Annotated in this window: 14 protein-coding genes; 7 read left to right on the top strand and 7 right to left on the bottom strand. The window is 68.0% G+C overall.

All coding sequences use genetic code 11. The annotated features are described in order from the left end of the window. Positions 1-116: 116 nt before the first annotated feature. Positions 117-1,016 (bottom strand): IniB N-terminal domain-containing protein, encoded by a 900-nt coding sequence (locus tag OG205_RS29195; protein ID WP_330271208.1) that lies wholly within the window; start codon positions 1,014-1,016, stop codon positions 117-119. Positions 1,017-1,239: 223 nt separating this feature from the next. On the opposite strand from OG205_RS29195, the gene OG205_RS29190 reads away from it, so the two are divergent. From OG205_RS29190 to OG205_RS29180, 3 genes are all read left to right on the top strand, one after another. After that, the gene (locus OG205_RS29190; RefSeq protein ID WP_330271207.1) at positions 1,240-2,454 is read left to right on the top strand and encodes an Hsp70 family protein; all 1,215 of its coding nucleotides are present in this window, start codon (positions 1,240-1,242) and stop codon (positions 2,452-2,454) included. Between the two features lie 2 nt (positions 2,455-2,456). Beyond that, positions 2,457-4,769 carry a helix-turn-helix transcriptional regulator gene (locus OG205_RS29185; RefSeq protein ID WP_330271206.1) on the top strand — a complete coding sequence of 771 codons (2,313 nt, stop codon included), beginning with the start codon at positions 2,457-2,459 and terminating at the stop codon, positions 4,767-4,769. Between the two features lie 294 nt (positions 4,770-5,063). Next, complete coding sequence (locus tag OG205_RS29180; RefSeq protein ID WP_330271205.1) at positions 5,064-7,073, top strand: diguanylate cyclase domain-containing protein; 2,010 nt, start codon at positions 5,064-5,066, stop codon at positions 7,071-7,073. On the opposite strand, the gene OG205_RS29175 is transcribed toward OG205_RS29180, so the two are convergent. The 4 genes from OG205_RS29175 to OG205_RS29160 form a co-directional block, all read right to left on the bottom strand. Then, a complete protein-coding gene (locus tag OG205_RS29175; protein ID WP_330271204.1) occupies positions 7,048-7,545 on the bottom strand; it encodes a DUF2165 domain-containing protein in 498 nt (165 codons plus the stop codon). The two genes, OG205_RS29180 and OG205_RS29175, sit on opposite strands and share 26 nt — an antisense overlap. A 61-nt stretch (positions 7,546-7,606) precedes the next feature. Next, on the bottom strand, positions 7,607-11,437 hold the full coding sequence (locus tag OG205_RS29170) for an nSTAND1 domain-containing NTPase (protein WP_330271203.1): 3,831 nt from the start codon (positions 11,435-11,437) through the stop codon (positions 7,607-7,609). A gap of 260 nt (positions 11,438-11,697) precedes the next feature. Beyond that, positions 11,698-12,597 (bottom strand): LCP family protein, encoded by a 900-nt coding sequence (locus OG205_RS29165; protein WP_330271202.1) that lies wholly within the window; start codon positions 12,595-12,597, stop codon positions 11,698-11,700. A gap of 45 nt (positions 12,598-12,642) precedes the next feature. Then, positions 12,643-13,584 carry a nucleoside hydrolase gene (locus tag OG205_RS29160; protein WP_330271201.1) on the bottom strand — a complete coding sequence of 314 codons (942 nt, stop codon included), beginning with the start codon at positions 13,582-13,584 and terminating at the stop codon, positions 12,643-12,645. Between the two features lie 27 nt (positions 13,585-13,611). On the opposite strand from OG205_RS29160, the gene OG205_RS29155 reads away from it, so the two are divergent. Next, a complete protein-coding gene (locus OG205_RS29155) occupies positions 13,612-14,094 on the top strand; it encodes a GNAT family N-acetyltransferase (protein WP_330271200.1) in 483 nt (160 codons plus the stop codon). On the opposite strand, the gene OG205_RS29150 is transcribed toward OG205_RS29155, so the two are convergent. After that, the gene (locus OG205_RS29150; RefSeq protein ID WP_330271199.1) at positions 14,075-15,532 is read right to left on the bottom strand and encodes a purple acid phosphatase family protein; all 1,458 of its coding nucleotides are present in this window, start codon (positions 15,530-15,532) and stop codon (positions 14,075-14,077) included. The genes OG205_RS29155 and OG205_RS29150 overlap by 20 nt on opposite strands. Before the next feature lie 11 nt (positions 15,533-15,543). Continuing rightward, positions 15,544-17,124, bottom strand: a complete 1,581-nt coding sequence (locus OG205_RS29145; protein WP_330271198.1) for a purple acid phosphatase family protein — start codon at positions 17,122-17,124, stop codon at positions 15,544-15,546. A gap of 117 nt (positions 17,125-17,241) precedes the next feature. Between OG205_RS29145 and OG205_RS29140 the strand changes: the two genes are divergently transcribed. The 3 genes from OG205_RS29140 to OG205_RS29130 are packed head-to-tail and all read left to right on the top strand — an operon-like array spanning position 17,242 to position 18,736. Then, positions 17,242-17,745 (top strand): hypothetical protein, encoded by a 504-nt coding sequence (locus OG205_RS29140; protein WP_330271197.1) that lies wholly within the window; start codon positions 17,242-17,244, stop codon positions 17,743-17,745. Between the two features lie 32 nt (positions 17,746-17,777). Continuing rightward, positions 17,778-18,248, top strand: coding sequence for a hypothetical protein (locus OG205_RS29135; RefSeq protein WP_330271196.1), 471 nt, complete (start codon positions 17,778-17,780; stop codon positions 18,246-18,248). After that, positions 18,245-18,736, top strand: coding sequence for an SRPBCC family protein (locus tag OG205_RS29130; protein ID WP_330271195.1), 492 nt, complete (start codon positions 18,245-18,247; stop codon positions 18,734-18,736). Before OG205_RS29135 ends, OG205_RS29130 begins: the two co-directional genes overlap by 4 nt. Positions 18,737-19,227 lie beyond the last annotated feature (491 nt).

Here is a 19,227-nt window from a genome sequence, read left to right as displayed (position 1 = left end):
GGACGGTGACGTTGCTCACCGAGCGAAACGTGAACGGTTTTGATCGTTTTGTCAGCCGAGACGACGAACCGGCCCTGTCCACGAGAGACAGGGCCGGTCCGCGTCGGGAGGGTGGCTCAGCCGAGCAGGCCCAGGTCCAGGTCGCCGACGACCGGGACGTTGTGGGTCACGTCGGTGACGGTGCCGAGCACGTTGCCGACGCCGTGGTCGCCGACCAGGCCGGTCGCGGTGCCGGTGAGGCTCGTGGCGGTGTCGACGACGCCGGCCGCGGTGTGCTCGGCGGTGATGACGGTCTCGGTGGAGTGCGCCGTGAGGTTGCCGTCGGCGAGGTCGCCCAGGCCGGAGACGTTCAGGACACCGAGGTCGGCGCCGCTGCCACCCAGCACGCCGAGGGCGTCGTGGGCGAGACCCGTCACGCCGCCCAGGTGGCCGAGGACGCCGTCCACGCCGGGAACGGCCGAGGTGACGCCGTCCAGCGGCGCGTCGACGGTCGCGGTGGCGGTGTCGGCCACGTCCAGCACGGTGCCGGTGAGCGGCGACGCGGTCTGGTCGAGGACGCTCGTCACGTCGCCGACGGCGGAGAAGTCGCCGTCGAGGCCGATGTTGGTCGACGTGTACTGGCCGAGGGTCTTGTTGGCCGCGATGAGGTTGAAGCCGTTCTCGTCCGCCGCGAGCACGCCGGCCGACGACGTGTGCAGGTCGCTGAGGCTCACGCCCGACGAGGTCAGCTGAGACGCGACCGCCTGCAGCTGGCTGATGGCGCCGAGCGGGCCGTCCGCGAGGAGGGTGTCGGTGGGCAGGGCCAGGTCCACACCGTCGATGGCGGGCAGGCCAGCGGGGGTGGCGGGCAGCAGGTCGATCACCAGCGGGATGACTTCCTGCACGTCGACGGCCGTGATGTCGGCCAGGCCAGCCTGCTCCAGGGTGCCCTGAGCGTCGGCCGCGAACGCGTCCTTGAGCGACGGGTCGCTGAGCAGGTTGAGCACGAAGTCGTGGAGCGTGCTGGGCTGGGTCATCTGAGGGCACTCCTGGTGAGACGCGGATGTCGTTCGGGGTGTGTGGCTGAAAGTTATGAGAGCGAGGCCGCCACCTGCATCGGGGATCACTCCCAGTGAATCCCCGTTCCCCAATGGGGTGACGGTCGTTGACCCCCTAGGGGATTAGGGGCCTCGCTTGAGTGCCACTTGTTCACCCGTGTAGGTACTGGTCGCTGCTGCGAACAGGTGAGGAAGAGACTTGGTGTACGTACTGGGAGTGGATGTCGGCACCACCCGGACGACGGCTGCCGTGTGCCGCCTCGACGGCGCCCGGGATGCCGAGATCGCCCTCGTGGTGCCCTCGTTCTTGCAGCTCACGGACGCAGGAACGTTCACGGTCGGCGAGCGCGGCGCGGTCGGGTGGACCGCTTCCGGTTTCGCCCGCCGGATCGGTGATGCGGTGCCGTTCGCGCTGGGTCCGGAGGTGTGCACGGCCGAGGAGCTCACCGCGTTGCTGATCATGTGGGTCGCCGGTGAGGTGGTCGCCCGAGAGGGTGAACAGCCCCGTCACCTGGCAGTGAGCCACCCGGCCGGGTGGGGCCCCTATCGCCGAGGCCAGCTCCACGCGGCGTTGCGGGCCGTCGGAATGCACGACGTGACGCTGGTGCCGGAGCCGTTGGCGGCGGCCGAGAACCACGCCGTGCGTTCCCGTGTGGTGCCTGACGCGTCATTGGCGGTGTTCTCGCTGGGCAGCCACGCGTTCTCCGCGTCGGTCGTCCGGCGTGCGCAGAAACGGACGTTCGAACTGCTCAACCACGTCGACGGCGTCGACCACCACACCGGTGCCGACTTCGACGACCTGCTGCTGGGACTGGTGCGAGGCCGGCTCGGCAAGGACGGCCTCGTGTCGTCCGCCGAGTGCGAGGCGGCGAAGCGGGCGTTCGGCCCGTCCGGTCAGTCCGTGGTGGTCAGCGGCGTGGAGATCGCGCGGGACGAGTTCGTGGACGAGATCCGGCCGTCCGTCGACCACCTGGTCGGCACCTTCGTCCGCGCCCTGGGCACCGTGCAGCCCGACGCCGTGCTGCTCGTCGGCGGAGGCTGCCGGATGCCGGTGATCGGCGACGCGCTGTCGTCCGCGGTCGACTGCCGGGTGCTGGCCGAGGCAGCCCCCGAGCACTCGGTCGCCAAGGGCCTCGCGGTCGCCGCGCGCCTGGTGCTGATGGGCCCCGAGGCCGAACCGGCGCCGCTCGACACGTCGGTCCTGGTGCACACCCGCGAAGCGTCGTTGCGCTTCCCCGTCGGCGAGGTCCCGAACCCCGACGACGACGAGTTCTCCGCGCCACCGCCCCGCCCGCCGGTGGACGTGTCCCCGCTGGAGCTGCCGCCGAGGCGGGTGAAGCGCGTCGCGAGCGCGCTGAAGCCCGCCGGACGCCGCTCCGGCTCCCGATCCCGAGACGATGATGAGGACGGCCGTTGAGCGTGACCACGCGAGCCAGGTTGGTGCTGGACGCCCCAGTGCGAGGCGTCCTCGACCGGATCAACGACGCAGCCGCAGGTGACCGCCTGCGCGTTGTCGTTGCGGCGCCTGGTGGTTACGGCAAGACAGCGCTGCTTTCGGAGATCACCAACACCGCTGTGCGCGTGGTCGACGACGCGCACCTGCTGGACGATGCTTCGTTGCGCGCACTTGCCTCCGAACCACTTTTGGCGCTGGCCTACCGCCCGTGGCCGCGGCGTGCGCTGCTCGCCGAACTGACCCGTGGCGCGGTCGTCGTGCCGTTGGAGCCACTTTCCCGTGAGGCAGTTCGTGAACTGCTGAACGCTCCTAAAGCCGTTGCTGACTTCGTGTTCGCGCAGACAGGCGGTGTGCCTCTGTTCGTGGAGCGTCTTGGCGCTGTCGCCGAGGTCTCTTCCGACGTGCTGAGTGCGTTCCGCGCCGAACTGGACTGGCTCGACCCCGATCTGCAGAAGTTCCTGCTGGCCGCCGAAGCCGGGGCCGCCCAGCGCCTGGATCTGCTGTCCGCGTTGCTGGACAAGGACTTCGACGAGGTCAGCGACATCATCGAGGCCGCCCGCGCCACCGGTCTGCTCGCCGAGGACGGCACCCTGCTGCCGCTTGCTTCGCGGGCCGTGGGGTCGTTGACCCGTGCTGAGCGCCGGATCGCGGTGCGGCAGAAGCTGGCCCAGCTCCAGCTCGACCGCGGTGGTCCCGTTCTGGAGTTGGTACGGCCGTTGCTCGACACCGGCATCGGCGGGCCCGTGTTCGTTGCCGCCGCTCGTGAGGCTTTGGCTTCGGATCCTGCTCTTGCGGCCCGGCTGTTCAAGGCCTCGACCGGGGGCGGAGTTCCTGCTGCCGAGACCGCCGCTTCGTGGGCGACGGCGTCGGCGATGGCGGGCGATCTGGACGGCGCTCTTCGCCTTGCCGACCAGGTCATCAGCGTTGCCGATTCGCCGCATCGCCGGACCGCGGCCGAGGTGGCGGCTGTCGCCTTGGCTCACCGCGGGCAGCTGGCGCGCAGCACCGAGTTGTTCCGGTGGGCCGCCACTCCTTACGCGGCTGCCTTTGCCGGGATCGGGTTGATCGGCACCGGGCACCTGTTCGAGGAGACGCCCCCGCAGCCGCCGACGATGCTCGGTGGTGCGGCCTCACTGATGTTGCAGGGGGTTCGGCAGTCGGTTGTCGGTGCGGAGACCGCCGCACTGTCCACTTTGGTCCGTGCTTCGTCGATGCTCGAACCTGCGGGCGGTGCGGTGTTGTTGCCGGACAGCCCGGCTGCGCTGGCCGCGCTGGTCGCGGTGCACTGCGGTGAGCCGAACGTGGCGGAGTCGGTGCTGGATCGCGCGGTCGAGACCGGTACCGGTGGCGTGCTGATGTCCGTGCGGCACCGGTTGTTGCAGGCTTGGCTGCACATGTTGCGCGGGAACCTGGCCGTGGCTCGCGAGACGTTGATGTCCGTTCGGGGGGCTTTCGAACCCCGTGACTGGATCTTCGCGGTGGCCCTCGAGATGGGTGTCGCCCGGCGGAACTCCGATCTGGCCACGTTGCGGCGGACGTGGGAGCAGGCTTGCGAGGCTGTTCTTCGGCATCCGGTGGATCTGTTCAGCCTGTTGCCGTTGGGGGAGTTCGCCGCGGCTGCTGCTCGGTTGAGGGATCACGAGCGGCTGGCGCCGCATCTCGCGCAGGCTGCCGCTCTGTTGCGGTCGCTGGGAAATCCGCCGTTGTGGGCCACGCAGTTGCACTGGAGTCTGCTGCACGCGGCGATCATCGACGAGAACACCGCTGCTGCTGAGGAGCATGCGGCCGCGTTGGCCGTTCATCGGGAGCGGAGCCGGTACTGCGCGATTCTGTCCGCGGCTGCCGAGTGCTGGCTGGACGTGGTGGCCGGCGAGGTCGACGCTGATCGGGTCGAGGAGGCTGCTCGCGGGTTGCACGCGGTCGGGCTTTGGTGGGATGCCTCCCGGTTGGCTGGGCAGGCCGCGATCCGGACTTCCGATCGGCAGGCGATGGTTCGGCTGCTGGACTGTGCCCGGTTGTTGCAGGGGCGGCCCGTTTCTGTTCGGCGTGGGGCCGAGGACGCCGCTCCGGTCGTCGAGGACGCCGGGAAGCTGAGTGATCGGGAGCGGGAGGTGGCTCAGCTGGTGGTGGAAGGGATGACCTACAAGCAGGTGGGGGATCGGCTGTTCATCTCCGCCAAGACCGTGGAGCACCACATGGCCCGGATGAGGCAGCGGCTGGGGTCTACGTCCCGGTCGGATTTGCTGGCTCAGCTGCGGCACATCATCGGGGGCTGACGCGTTCGGCTTCGCGTTTGATCATGGGGCGTCCGCCGTTCATCGTCGTGAACCCTCCGCTGGCCGCTGTAGCCCGATCGAGGGTCGAGGGTTGGGCTTGTTCGTGAGAAAATTGGTCCGATCGAGCGAGTAAAGGTTGTAACGCTCAGAGATGGCTATGCCCCCGTTGGGGGGAACGGCGCCGCGCATTGGGACGGTGCGGTTTGCTGGCGGTAGGCTTCCGCACCGTTGCTCGCCAAGCAGGTCAGGTGGAACGAGTTGCCGAGCCAGGACGACGCGAGACCGTCACGTCCGGTGGGACGCGACGCGTTGGCGCGCGACTGGGCGATCAAGGTCAGTCGTACCGCGTACATACCGCTGTCTGCTGCGAAGCTGACGGAGGAGCTGCACGAGCTGCTGAATCTGGTGGCCGAGGCGCTCGTCGGGGATCCCCAGGTGGCCTCGGTGGTCGGCACTCGGCTGGTGGAGATCCACTGCGTCGGCGCCGAGAGTCTGCGGGAGTCCATCGACGTTCTCGCGCGGTTCGTGGTGCAGGAGGGGGCCGACGCTCGGCAGGCCGCGCTGGTGGTCGGGGCTGTTTCGGCTTCTTACACCGGGGCGATTCAGGCGTTCGTCCTGGAGCAGCAGGAGAGTGTCAGTCAGGCGCTGTTGCGGGCGAATCGGGCTGTGCAGCTGGATTTGCAGGCCAGCGAGGAGCGGTTCGAGGACATTTTCGCGCATTCCTCCACCGGCATTGCGATGGTCGGGCTCGACGGGGAGCTGATTCGGGCCAACGAGGCGTTGTGCACCATTCTTCGGCGTGAAGATGTTGCCGGGATGACGCTCGCGGATTTGATCGCGCCCGCTGATCTGCCGCTCATCAACGACGCGCTGGCCGGCCTGCGGTACGGGCGGATGCGGCGGGTCGAGGAGCGGCCCCGGCTGATCGACCGCGATGGTGAGCACTTCCGGGTGTTGCTCGCGGCCACCGTGCAGAAGGATCCCGAGGACAACCCGCAGCACTTCGTCGTGATGATCGACGACGACAGCCAGCTCACGTTGCTCGGTGGGCGGTTGCAGTACCAGTCGTTGCACGACGCGCTGACCGGGTTGCCGAACCGGCAGTACCTCACGACGCGGCTGGAGTCGTTGCTGCACAGCGACATCGAGCACGGTGTGACGCTGTACCACCTCGATCTCGACGCCTTCGCGGTGATCACGGACGGCCTTGGGCGCGAGATCGGCGACAAGGTGCTCAAGCTCGTCGCGGAGCGGCTCAGTTCGGTGTTCTCCGCCGAGAAGGCGATGGTCGCCCGGCTTGAGGGCGACGAGTTCGCCGTGTTGGTCGAGAACGGGGCTGAGACTCCCGACGTCGACACGACGATTCGGACGATCGAGCACGAACTGGCCGAGCCCGTCTACTTCGGTGAGCACGGGGTCGCGGTGTCGTCGTCGATCGGGGTGTTGCCGCGGTTGCATCCCGGTGATCATCCCGCCGAGGTGTTGCGGGCCTCCGACATGACGTTGCGGCGTGCCAAGCGCAGCGGGCGGCGGCAGTGGGGGCTGCACGACGCCACGCAGGACAAGCGGGAGCAGGAGGAGTTCGCTCTTGCCGCCGTGATGCCCGGCGCCTGGGAGAACGGCGACATCGAGGTCGTGTTCAACCCCGTCATGAAGCTCGACGGGTCGGCGCGGGTGTGCGTCGAGGCCGAGCTGAACTGGCGGCATCGGGACGCCGGGCTGATCCAGCACGAGAAGTGCGTCGGGATGGCCGAGCACACCGGACTGATGTTGCCGCTCGGCGAGTGGATGTTGCGGACGGCCGCCGAGTCCGCGTGCCGGTACGAGGAGATGCTCGCGGTCTGCCTCACCGAGAGCATGGCGAACAGTCCGGACCTCGTGCGCGACGTGCGGCGCGTGCTCGCGGACACCGGGTTACCGGCCGGGCGGTTGTTGCTGGGCTTTCCGGTGCACGTGCTCGCGTCCGAGGACAGCGAGGCCGCCGACAACCTGGAACTGCTCTCCGACATGGGCATCCACATCGGCGCGCGCGACTTCTCCGGTTCCACCGCGGAGATCGAACTGGTCCGGTCGCTCGGCGTGGCGGCCGTGCGGGTGAAGGGGCGTTGCCAGAAGCCGGACGAGTTGGTCTCGCACGTGCTCAGCGACCTCTTCGGGTTCGTGCACGAGGCCGGTGGGCTCGTCGTGATCGACTCGATCGAGGACGCTGAGCAGCGCGACTGGTGGAGTGGCCTGGGCGCCGACGCCGGCGTCGGACCCGTGTTCTGCGTGAAGCCGACTACTGAGTGGCCCGACGCGGGCTGAGGTGCACGAGGATCAGTGCGAAACCCGCGATGGTCACCATCCGCAGGGCCGCGCCGATGCCGTTCCAGTCCTTCGACTGCCACATCGCGAACCACTCGCCGCCGACAGTGATGAAGCCGCCCAGGAACAGCGCCACGATCATCAGCAGACCGGCGGACGCGAACTTGCGCGCGCTGTCCTCCTTGTCGCGGACGTAGGCGACGGTGCCCGCGGTCAGCAGCACCGCGGAGATCGCCTCCCACAGGATGATCACGACGTAGACGATCGTGACGACGGCGGGGCTCGTGATCGCCCGCCACTTCAGCCCCTCGCCGAACGTGGTGTCCATCGCGAGGACGTGCTTCACGAACGCCTCGTTCGTGCCGTAGTCCGTGATGTTGCCGAGCACCACGAGAATCATGTTGAGGGCGATGAACCCGACGGTCACCGCGACGACCGCGCGCAAGCTGCCGACCCGAGCAAGAAGACGCATGAAGCGGACAGTAATCGATGAGGTGCTGTCGGTGAGGCGGGTTCGCGTCGGTTGAGCACGGTCAGCAGGGCGCGTGGAACTCCACCTGGGGCAGACGGCTCTGCCACAGTTGCTCGGTGAGCGCGCCGCGTGTGGTGGCGCAGATGCGGTCGGCCTCGTGCGAGACGTCGATGTCCCACAGGCGCAGCAGGCCGTCACCCCCGCCCGACAGCACCAGCGTCCGGCTGTCCGGTCTGAAGAGGACGTTGGGCTCGGCGCCGGACGCGAGCGCCATCGGCTGGCCCAGCGGGGTCGCCCTGGCGGGATTTCCGATGTCCCACAACCGGAACGTCTTGTCCGCACTGGCGCTCGCGAGCGTCTTCCCGTCCGGCGTCACCGCGAGCGAGAAGACCTGCTGCGTCTGCCCGGTGAGCACGCTGAGCGCCACCGGCTTCTCCCGGTCGCGCACGTCCCACAGCCGGATCGCCTTGTCGGCGCCACCGGTGATCAGCTTGGTGCCGTCCGGCGTGAAGATGACGCGCTGCACCGGTTCGTGGTGGTCCTCCACCGGTTTGCCGAGCAGGCGCGGTCGCGCGGGATCGGCCATGTCCCACAGCCGGAACATGCGGTCGCTGCTCGCGGTCACCATGGTCCTGCCGTCGGGGCTGAACGTCGTGTCGTTGACGTACCCGTCGTGCCCGGTGAGCGGCTCGCCCAGCTTCACCGGTCTCGCGGGATCGCTGATGTCCCACAGTTGCACCGACTCGTCGTCGCCGCCGGTCACCATGATCTTGTTGTCCGGAGAGAAGACCAGCTGGTTGGTGAACCGCGTGCCGAGCGTGATCAACGGCGTGAGCGGCACGACGTGCGCGGGATCGCTCGTGTCCCACAGCTGCAGCGACTTCTCACCCGCCAGCGTGCCGAGCACCTTGCCGTCCGGCCGGAGCTGCACCCGGACGGATCCCTTGTCGGGGCTGACCTTCACCGCTCCGAGGAACTTCGGCGTGAACGGGTCCGCGGTGTCCCAGAACCGCGCGGTCTTGCCGTCCTTGCCTCCGTTGCCGTCCGCGGTCACGAGCAGCTTGCCGTCCTCGCTGAACGACGTCACGCCCGCGTTCCCGGCGGGCACCGGCACCACGTGCCGCGGCAACGACCACAGCCGCACCGAGTTCTCACCCGCGCCGGTGGCCAGCGTCGCGCCGTCCGGGGAGAAACCGACAGCGAACACGCCACCGCTGGGCGCCGCGAGCGGTTTGCCGAGCTGCATCGCGTTGACCGGAGCGGTGACGTTCCACAGCCGCGCGGTGCCGTCGACCGCCCCGGAGGCGAGCATTCGCCCGTCGGGGCTGAACTTCACCGACCACACGCCGGCGGTGTGGCCGACGAGCGGGTCGCCGATCGGTGCCTGCGTCACGGGATCCCACAGCCGCACCGTCGTGTCGTCGGCGGCGGACGCGAGCAGTTTCCCGTCCGGGCTGAACGTCACCGAGTGCACTACGCCGGTGTGGCCGGTCATGGGCTTGCCCAGCGCGGTCCTGGTCGCGACGTCCCAGAGCCGGATCACCTGGTCGTCGCCGGAGGTGGCGAGCGTCCTGCCGTCCGGGGTGAAGGCGAGTGTCCGCACCGCCGCGGTGGCGCCGCGCAGTGGTTCGCCGAGTGGTTGCGGGTCCGCGGGATCGCTGACGTTCCACAGCCGTGCGGTCTTGTCCTCGTTCGCCGCGGCCAGGATCTTGCCGTCAGGACTGAACTCCAGCAGGTAGCTGGTGCCGTTGCCGGTCTCGATCGTCCTGAGGTGCCGGGGATTCGCCCGGTCGGTGACGTCCCACAGCCGGATCGTCTTGTCGTTGCCGGTGGTGGCGAGCACCTTGCCGTCCGGGGAGAACACCGCGGAGGTGAGCCAGTCGGTGTGGGCGGTGATCACCGCGAGCGGCTTGGGGTTCGCGCGATCTCGCACGTCCCACAGGCGGGCGGTCCGGTCGTAGCTGGCGGTCGCGAGCACGGTGCCGTCGTTGCTGAACGACGTCAGGTACACCGCGCCGGTGTGCCCCAGCAGCGGGACGGCCAGCGGCTTCTGCTGGTTCGCGAGCAGCTTGGAGCCCACGTCCAGGTCGTCCGGGCGCAACCGGTGGGCGGCGAGCAGCAGCTGGGCGGCCACCGACGCGTCCGTGTCGGCCAGCCGGTCCGCCTCGGCCACGATCTGGCGGAACACCGCGTCGTCACGCTGCCGCACGGCGATCACCGCGGCGCCAGCGGCGATCAGCGCGAAGATCACTACGAGGGAGATGGCGCTGCGGCGCAGCCAGACGCTCTTGCGGTGCTGGCGTTCGGACGTCCGCACGAACTCTTTGGCGATCGTGGTGACGTCCTGCTGCTGCCGCACGCCCTCCAGCCGTGCGCCGCGGTAGAGCAGTGACGAGTCGCGGTCGTGCGTGGACCACGTCGCCGCGTCTTCTTCCAGCCGCTGCCGGGTCAGGTTGCCCGCGCGGTCCTCGTCGATCCAGCTGCGCAGCCGTGGCCACGCCTGCAGCAACGCCTCGTGCGTGATCTGCACCGAGTCGGCGTCCATGGTGATCAGGCGGGCGTGCGTGAGGACTTCGAGCGCGCGTTCCGTCGCCGGGAGGTTCGTGCTCGCTTCCAGCAGGCTGTGGCGGCTGGAACGGCGGCGGGTGTCCTGGGTGTCGTCGCCGACCCTGACCAGGCGCAGCAGCAGCTGTCTCGCGGCGGCCCTCGCCTGTTCGTCGAGGTCTGACCAGGCACGTTCGGCGGTGGCGGCCACGGCGCCCTGGATGCCGCCCGCCGCCCGGTAGCCGGCGATCGTGAGGCGGCCCGCCTGCCTGCGTTGCCACGTGACCAGCAGCGCGTGGCTGAGCAGGGGGAGCGCGCCCGCGTCGTAGGCGTCCTTGCCGCGGCGGTTGTGCGTGCCGAGGTCGCGCAGCACGAGGTCGACCAGACCGGCTTCCAGCTGCAGCCCCGCGGCCTTGGCGGGGTTCGTCACGGCGTCGCGCAGCTCGGCCGCGGACATCGCGCCGAGCACCATCTGCCTGGTCTGCAGGGCCTCGGCGAGCTCGGGGAAGTCGAGGCAGCGGGCGTAGAAGTCGGCCCGCACGCCCAGCACGACCGCGGTCTTCCCGGCCGCCGCGTGCAGGGCCTGCACGAAGATCCGCAGCCGGTTCTCGTCGCCGCCGAGGGTGAACGCCTCCTCGAACTGGTCGACGATCACCACCCGGTCGCCGACCGCGGCCTGCACCTCGTGGGCGAAGTCGACGAGCACGTCCGACTCGGCCGCGGACTCCAGCACGTGGATCAGCTCCGGCACCTGGAGCGCGAACTCCTTCAGCGGATCGGTGCCGGGCGAAATGATGACGGCCTCTTTGCTCAGCCGGGGGAGGACGCCCGCCTTCATCAAACTGGACTTGCCGGCGCCGGACGCGCCCACGAGCGTCGTGATGCCGTTGTCGTTCAGCCGGTCGAGAAGTGCGTTCGTCGCCCTTTCCCGGCCGAAGAACCAATTCGCGTCCTGCGGCCCGAATGCGCTCAGGCCCATGTACGGGCAGACGGAGTTGTCTTCCTGAGGGGGTGTGTCCGTTTCCGCGACGGGGCTCGCGAGCGCCTCTTCCCAGAGGGCGCGCCACGCGTCGAGTTCGTACAGGCCGTCGATCGAGGGCTGGGGCCTGCGTTTGCGGGCCTCGCCGACCAGGACCTCCAGGACCGCGCTCAGGCCGCTGAACCTGGCGGGGACGTTGCGCCCGCGCCGCCAGTCGCTGACCCGCTGGGCGGGCACGCGCAGAGGCCGGCCCTGTTCGTCCGTTCGACGGGCACGGGTGACCGACTCCGTGACTCGCTTCAGAGGCGGGTCGCCTGCCTCCGCGTAGAGCAGCGCGAAGCGCTCCGCGAAGACGCCACGGGGTCCCAATCGGCCTCCTCCTCGTCCGGACCGGAAAACGTGGACCGCCCGCCTGAGCTGCGGCGCACGCACCGGACAGGCAGTCAGAGGCCCACCATAACGAGGTGGTCTGACAACCTCGAATCCACGTCCTTCACGAGACTGGGAGACCGTCGAAGTGGTTGTCGCCGACTGGGGCAGAACGTCCACGGCTGAGGGGTCCTGGGGGTCTCCTCAGCCGTGGCCCGCGGGTCCGCTTCCCGGCGAGTGGCAGGGCGCCGCCTGCTAGGTCAGGCGGCCTGCCACAGCTCGTCCGCCTCCGGCTGCTTGGGCTGGACCCGGTTCGGATCGGGCAGGTAGCTCTCGGTCGGCAGCGTCACGTACGTGATCGCGTCCGGTTTCAGCGCGGTGAGTTTTCCCGCGAGGTCGGCCAATTTGGGGATCGAACCGATTCCGGTGTCCGTGACGATGGATTTCGTGAGGATGTCGGCGAGCTGGAGTGTTTTCGCCGGGCTGGCGAGCCAGTTCTCGTTCGCCAGTTTCTCGCTCAACGCGCGCATGAACAGCTGCTGGTTCTTGATGCGGTTCAGGTCGCTGCCGTCACCGATGCTGTAGCGGGTGCGCACGAATGCGAGTGCCTGGGTTCCGTCGAGCTTCGTGGGCCCGGCCGGCACGTGCAGCCCGCTCTTCTCGTCGTCGATCGCCTCGGGCATCGTGACGTCGATGCCGCCGAGCTTGTCGATGACGTCGCGGAAGCCGTTGAAGTCGATCTGCACGAAGTGGTCGATCCGGATGCCGCTCATCTGCTCGACCGTCGCCACCGTGCACGCGGCGCCGCCCGTGGAGAAGGCGCTGTTGAACATGGCGATCGCGGCCGGCGGGTTGGTCCCGCACTCCGGCCTCGGCACCATCGTGTCGCGCGGGATGCTGACCACGCGTGCCTGGTCGCCCTTCGCGTTCAGCTGCACGACCATGGCGGTGTCGGACCGCCCGTCGTCCTTGCCGATGAGGAGGATGTTGAGGGGGCGGCCAGGCGTCGACGGAGGCCTGGGGTGCGTGATCTCCGTGGAGAGATCGACGGTCTTGAGATTGCTCTCGAGCCGCCAGTAGGAGCCCCCGGCCACGACGCCCGTCGCGATGACCACGGCGGCCCCCGAGACCGCGAGCCATCGTTTCAAGTGGACGTTCATACCTCCACGGTCCCTGGTGTTTGTCCAGGTCCCGTCGGTGGTTTGTCATGGTTGTGTCACAGCGTGCCTCAGCTGGTCGAGGAACCGGGCGTGGTCGGCCGTGACGGCGTACCTGGCCTTCGTGCGTTCGGTGGCGATGTCACGCCCGAACGGGCTTTCGGGGGCGAGGAACCGTTGGTCGGCGACGATCTTGCCGCGCGTGTAGCGGCCGGTGAGCTCGATCGCGAACCGGTCCTCGTGGTAGCTCGCGAGACCGGGGTCGACCAGGATCGCGGCGGCCAGCGGGTCGTGCGGGACGAAGCCCTTCCTGCCCAGGAAGCTGCCGTAGAAGTCGGCGTAGAAGCCGAGGATCCGCCGCGGGTAGCAGTCGTCGGGGAGCGCGTCGAGCCACTCCTGTGACGCGTGGCTCTCCATGGTGACGTCGAGGCCGACGATGGTGAGGTCCTCGAAGCCTGCGGCCAGGACCAGATCGGCCGCCTCCGGGTCGTGCCAGAAGTTCGCCTCGGCGTGGGAGGTGATGTTGCCCGGCACGTTGAGCGCGCCGCCCATGACCACGACCTTGTCGAGCAGTTCCGGCAGGCGTGGCTCGATCTGCAGCGCCAGCGCGACGTTGGTGAGCGGGCCGATCGCGAGCAGGCTCAGTTCCTTCGGGTTCTCGCGTGCCTTGTTCGCGAGCTGCTCGGCGGCGCTTTCGTTCGTGGGAACGGTCTTCGGCTCGTCTCCCGCATGTCCGCCGAGGCCGTCGTGGCCGTGCACGTCTTCAGCGGTCTTGAGGGGCTGGGCGAGCGGTTTCGCGGCGCCCATGGCCACCGGGACGTCGAGGCTCAGGCGTTCGGTGAGCCTCAACGCGTTGGCGGTGGCCTGCTGCACCGGCACGTTGCCGTGGACCGTGCCGATGGCGACTATTTCGATTTCTCGCTGGGCGCGCAGGTAGTACAAAGCAAGGGCATCATCGATGCCGGGGTCCGCGTCGACGATGATCCGCATGCGCTCGATCATGCCATTGGGGGATGCATGACAGTCCGTCCAGCAGTCGTCGCCGACGCTCCTGCCGTTGCCTCGGTGCACGTCCAGACCTGGCAGGCCGCCTACCGCGGTCTGGTCCCGGATTCCGTGCTGGACGGGCTCTCCGTGGAAGAACGCACAGCCATGTGGGAGCGCGGCATCCCGCGAGGTGGGGTGTGGGTCGGGCTCGTCGACGACGTGGTGGCCGGTTTCGTCGCGGTCGGCCCGTCCCGTGAGCCCGATGCGGCGTTCGAGGTGTACGCGATCTACGTGCTGCCCTCCGCGTGGGGTACCGGCCTGGGGTTCTCGCTGGCTCGTGCTGCTTTGGGTGATGAGCAGGACGTGGTGCTGTGGGTGTTCGACGAGAACCCGCGGGCGCGACGGTTCTACGAACGGCTCGGGTTCCGCGCCGATGGCACGGCCAAGACCGAGACCATCGGCGGGACAGAGTTGAAGGAGATCCGCTACCGGTTCACCGGCGTTGCAGGGTGAGCTCGTCGATCAGCACGCCGTCCTCGTTCAGCGCGCGGACCTTCATCGTGGTCTTGGTGACGTCGACCGCGACAATGCTGTAGCCCCGGTACCTCGTGCGTGACCAGGTGACCTTGGTGTCCGTGGAGCTCGAGCTGTTCTTCTTGAAGCAGCGCATGGTCGGGGTGCCGCTGGTGTTCTCGTTGCCCAGGTAGGACTCCGGCGCGTTCTTGTAGAACTTGTCCAGTGCCTGGCCACCCGCGCCCGCCGTGATGTAGGTGGTGCCGTCCTTGCTCGCCTTGCCGGCCTTGATCGGGTCGGTGCGTTCGTAGACGCGGTTGTGCGCGTTGAGGACCAGGTCGACCTTGTGCTTGTCGAACACCGGCGCCCACTTCTGCTGCGCGACGCTCTCCGCGCCACCGCCGTCGGCCGTCGAGTACGGGGCGTGGTGCAGGTAGACGACGATGAAGTCGATGCTCTTGTCCTTGCGGAACTTGTCGAGCTGCCCGTCCAGCCAGGTGAGCTGCTTTCCCTTGGTGTGGTCGAGGTTCGCGGTGTTGCGGTTGCAGATGTCGTTGCCGTCGAGGCTGATCAGCCCGACGTTCTGGTACCGCCACGCGTAGATGCCGATGGAGCCGCTCCACGCGTTGTCCGGCATGGTGACGCGTTGCTTGATGCCGCCGTAGCCGTTGGGGGAGTACCACTCCTCCATCTCGCGGTTGCCGAGCGTCAGCATCCACGGTGTCGTCTGCGCCATGAACTCGTTCTGTGCGAACAGACTGTTCCACCGTGCCGCGTCGTACTTGTCCGTGTCGGTGTGCCCGCCCTCGACGTTCGTCGTGCCGCCGTGGATGGCGTAGCTCAGGTTGCCGAGCGCGAGGTGGAAGGCCGGGCCTTGGTCCGCGGCGAGGCTCGTGAGCTTGCGCGCGTTGTAGCCGTAGCCCTGGTCGCCGAACGCCGTGAAGGTGAACGGCGTTGTGTCGGTTGCTGTCGGTGCGGTTGTGAAGGACGCGATCTCGTTGGGACGCTTGCTGGTGGCGGGATCGTAGTTGTCGTGCCCCACGACGTAGAAGTACGTCGTCGCCGGTGCGAGGTCGTTGAGCTTGGCGTGCAGGTAGTACTGGTACAGGGGATCCGGGCCGTGCGGCGGGAAGCTGTGGTCGCCCTCCTGCCAGCCGATCTCGCTCTTGAGCGTGCGCAGTTCGGCGGCGATCTTCGGCCCGAACTCACCCCCGTTGGTGGCGATCCGGACGTACGACCCGTTGACCTTTTCCAGCTGCTGCCAGGAGATCACGACCTGTTTGGACGGATCGGCACCGTACGCGAGATGCCGCCCGACCGGCCTGACCTTCCGCCCGTCCGGTGCGGCCTGGGCCGTTCCTGTGCCGGTGATCGCGGCGGTGACGAGTGCGGCGCCACCGACCTTGAACAACAACCGGCGCGAGTGTTCTTCAGTCATGTCAGGCCCTCTCAGCCGCGCCGGATCGTGAACTCGTCGACCAACGCGCCCGTCTCGGTGAGCGCGCGGACCTTCATCTGCGCCGGCTTGTCCGTTCTCGGCTCGACATCGACGACGATCAGCCCGTACCCGCGATACCGCACCCGCGACCACGTCACCTTGACCAGCTTCTCCTCGCCGTCCTCCTGGTCGACCCGCATCGTCGCCGTGGCGTCCTTGACGTTGCCGAAGTAGGAGTCGGAGATCTTCGAGTCGGCCCAGCTGTTGATGCTCTCGCCACCACCGCCAGCGGTGATGTAGGTCGTGCCGTCCTTGACGGGGTTGATGGTGCTCTTGATGTCCGCCTTCTTGGTGCCCTTGCCGGCCTTGATCGGATCCGTGCGCTCGTAGACGTGGTTGTGCCCGTTGAGAACCAGATCCACCTGGCACTGGTCGAACAACGGCGCCCACCGCTTCTGCGCGCCGACCTCGGACCCGTTGTTCCCGGACGTCGAGTACGTGCACTGGTGGCAGTAGACGACGATGAAGTCGATGCTCGCGTCCATGCGGAACTTCTCGAGCTGAGCCTTGAGCCAGGTCTGCTGCTTGCCCTCGGTGTAGTCGAGGTTGGCGTCGCTGTTGTAGCAGATGTCGTTGCCGTCCAGGCTGATCATCCCGACGTTCTGGTACCGCCAGGAGTAGATGCAGGTGGACCCGTCCCAAGCGTTGTCGGGCATGGTGAACCGCGCCCGCATGCCGCCGTACCCGTGGTTGTCGTACCAGCTCTCCATCTCGTGGTTGCCGAGCGAGACCATCCACGGAACCTCAGCCGCCACGAGTTCGTTCTGCGCGAAGAACGAATCCCACTTCCGCGCGTCGTACTTGTCCGTCTCCGGCCGCCCGCCCTCACCGTCGTTGGCGTAACTCATGTCGCCCATCGCGAGGTGGAACTGCGGCCCCAGATCGGCGATGAGACCGTTGGTGGCCAACGCGTTGTGCCCGACCCCCTGATCCCCGAAGGCCGTGAACGAGAACGCCGTTCTGGCGGTGGCGGTCGGCGCCGTCCGGAAGGTCGCAGGCTCCCGCGGCTCAAACCCCTGATGCCCCAACACGTAGTAGTACGTCGTGTTCGGCACTAGATCGTCGAGCCGGACATGCAGGTAGTACTGCGTGACGGCCTTCCCCAGATGCGGCGAGATGGTGAAGAGTGGCTCCCTCTCCTGCCACGCCAAATCGCTGGTAAGAGCCCTCACCTCCGCAGGCAACTTCTCCCCGTACTCACCGGCCGCGGTACCGACCCGCAGGTAGGGCGCTTGAACGTTGGCGGGCACCTGCCACGACACCACCACCTGCCTCGACGGATCCGCCCCGAACGCGATGTGCCGCCCGAACGGCCTGAGCACACCCCCGTTCGCTGTCTCCTTGAGCAACACCCCAGGCACCTCGAACCCACTGGCCGAAGCGCTGCCCACCAAGCTCGAGGTGGCGAGCACGGCCCCGCCCACCGCCCCGGCCCGGAAGAGCCCGCGTCGCGAGTACCGCCTCTGGGCGTCCTCGTAGAGCTCCTGAAGGCGTGGACCGTTCGGTGACCTGCGTCGCGGAGGTTCACTCATGAGCCCGAAATTAGGAAACCTTCTTTACAGCGGTCAATGACCGTTGGGGCACAACAGCATTTCTGCTGGTACTTCTGCCGGTTCGCCGGTCCGCTCACGAATCGGCAGAATCCGGTCATGTTCGACTTCGGCATCAAGGGCTACCAACCCGTGTGGCTGAACGGCGTGGCGGAAACGATGACGTCCCACGCCGACCGCCTGCGCACCCTCCTGGGCCGCCGGCTGACCGACACCTGGCTGGTCTGGGACGAGTCGGACGACGAGTGGTTCGCAGACTGCCCCGTTCTCCTCGACTTCGCCGGCGAACAGATCGAGATCAACCACCAGAAGTTCGACGACCTCTCCATCACCTGGAACACGGTGAACCGAGCCACCCCGATCTCCTGGACGCCCACCTTCGACCTGTCATGGCGCAACGCCCCCACCCTCACAGCCCTCCGCGGCAACACACTCCAGAGCCTCGACCTGCTCGAATGGACCGGCCACGACCTGGCGGCCGGCTCCGCCGCGCTGGGCTTCGGCTTCGCCGACGGCTACCTCAGCATCTACAACGCGCTGGACGAGAACGGCCTGGAACTCGGTCCTCCAGGGCCGCTGTGGCGCCGCCACCCGCTCGCTTAACATCGGTGAACCTCCGACGCAGGGGAGCTGCCATGGCGTTCCGTCGCAATCTGGAATCACGCGAGGCTGACATAGCCCGCGAGGTGTTCGGCGACGCACTCGACATCAGCGCACTCCGCCTGGCCGAAGGCGGCCTGCTGGGCAGCTTCGGCGTGGCCCGCACCCTCCCGAAGCTCGTCACCTTCCCCAAGGGAATCCTGACCACACCGCAACACCAGGCAAGATACGAACGCTGGCTGGTCCACGAACTCACCCACGCCTACCAGTACCAACACGGCCGCAGCGTGCTCAGCCTGCTCCCGACCGCCATGGCGGGCTTCTTCGTGAAGGGCCTCTACGACTACGGCGGCGCGGAAGGCCTGCACGGGAAGACGTTCGCGGACTTCAACACCGAACAGCAGGCCAACATCATCGCCGACTACTACTACCTGAGCACGTACGAGCCGTCCCGCGACCTGACGGCTTACGAGCCGTACATCAGCCACGTGAGGTCAGGAACATGAAGTACACCGTCTCAATCGAGATCGCTCGGCCGCTGGAGATCGTGGTCCAGCTACTAGCCGACCCAGCACAAATGCCGAAGTGGCTACGAGGCCTGGTGCTGCACGAGCCGCTGAGCGGGACGCACGGGCAGGTCGGCACCAAATCGCGGGTCGTGATGCAGACGGGACAGCAGAAGTTCGAGGGCACCGAGACCATCACTCGCCGGGAACCGGCAGACCTGCGCGAGATCCCGGAAGGGACCGTCGTTCACTTCGAACGCGAGATCGCCGGCGAGGGCATGTGGAGCGCAGCGCGCGAGCAGCTGACCGCGGCCGGTTCTGAGACGACCCTCTGGGTGAGCGAGAACGAGTACCGGTTCAGCGGCGTGCTGATGCGACTGGTGGGGGTTCTGATGCCCGGCGCCTTCCGCAAGCAGTCGATACAGCACATGCAGGACTTCAAGGCGTTGGCCGAGTTCGGGAAAGACGTCCGCGAAGCGAAGGGCTGATGGCTGCCGAATAGATCAGGGCCCGACAGCGTTTCAGCATGTCAGGCCCTGATTTCACCCGGCGAAAGGTGGTGCCCCAGGCAGGATTCGAACCTGCGACACACGGTTTAGGAAGGCACGACAGACCTAGGTCCTGTCATGTTCGTTGACCTGCGGCTTCGGCTGCTTCCGTTGTGGCGCTTGCGTTCCGCGTTTCGCGATGGTTCCGCGGTTCGCGTCCTGCCACTTCTCCGCCGTCAAGCCGATCCCCAGCCTCACGCGGCCGGTGCCGTCGAGTCAAGGTACGTCCTTCCAGCCTTGACCCGACGGTGCCGGCCGTTTGTCATGCTCGTGGGTCCGGGTTATCGGCGTGCCGTCTCTTGTCGACCTGGAGCCTCGTCGACGCGTGCTCATGATCGGTGGCAAGGCGGCGCAGCCGTCGCGGCAGTCGAGCGCCAGGACCGGCAGTCCGCGGTGACCCTGACGGCGCTCGTAGGGAGCTGCTGGCTGGC

Origin of the sequence: Lentzea sp. NBC_00516, from assembly GCF_036346835.1 — a bacterium.
GTDB lineage: Bacteria > Actinomycetota > Actinomycetes > Mycobacteriales > Pseudonocardiaceae > Lentzea > Lentzea sokolovensis.
This window is presented reverse-complemented; position numbering and strand designations above follow the sequence as displayed.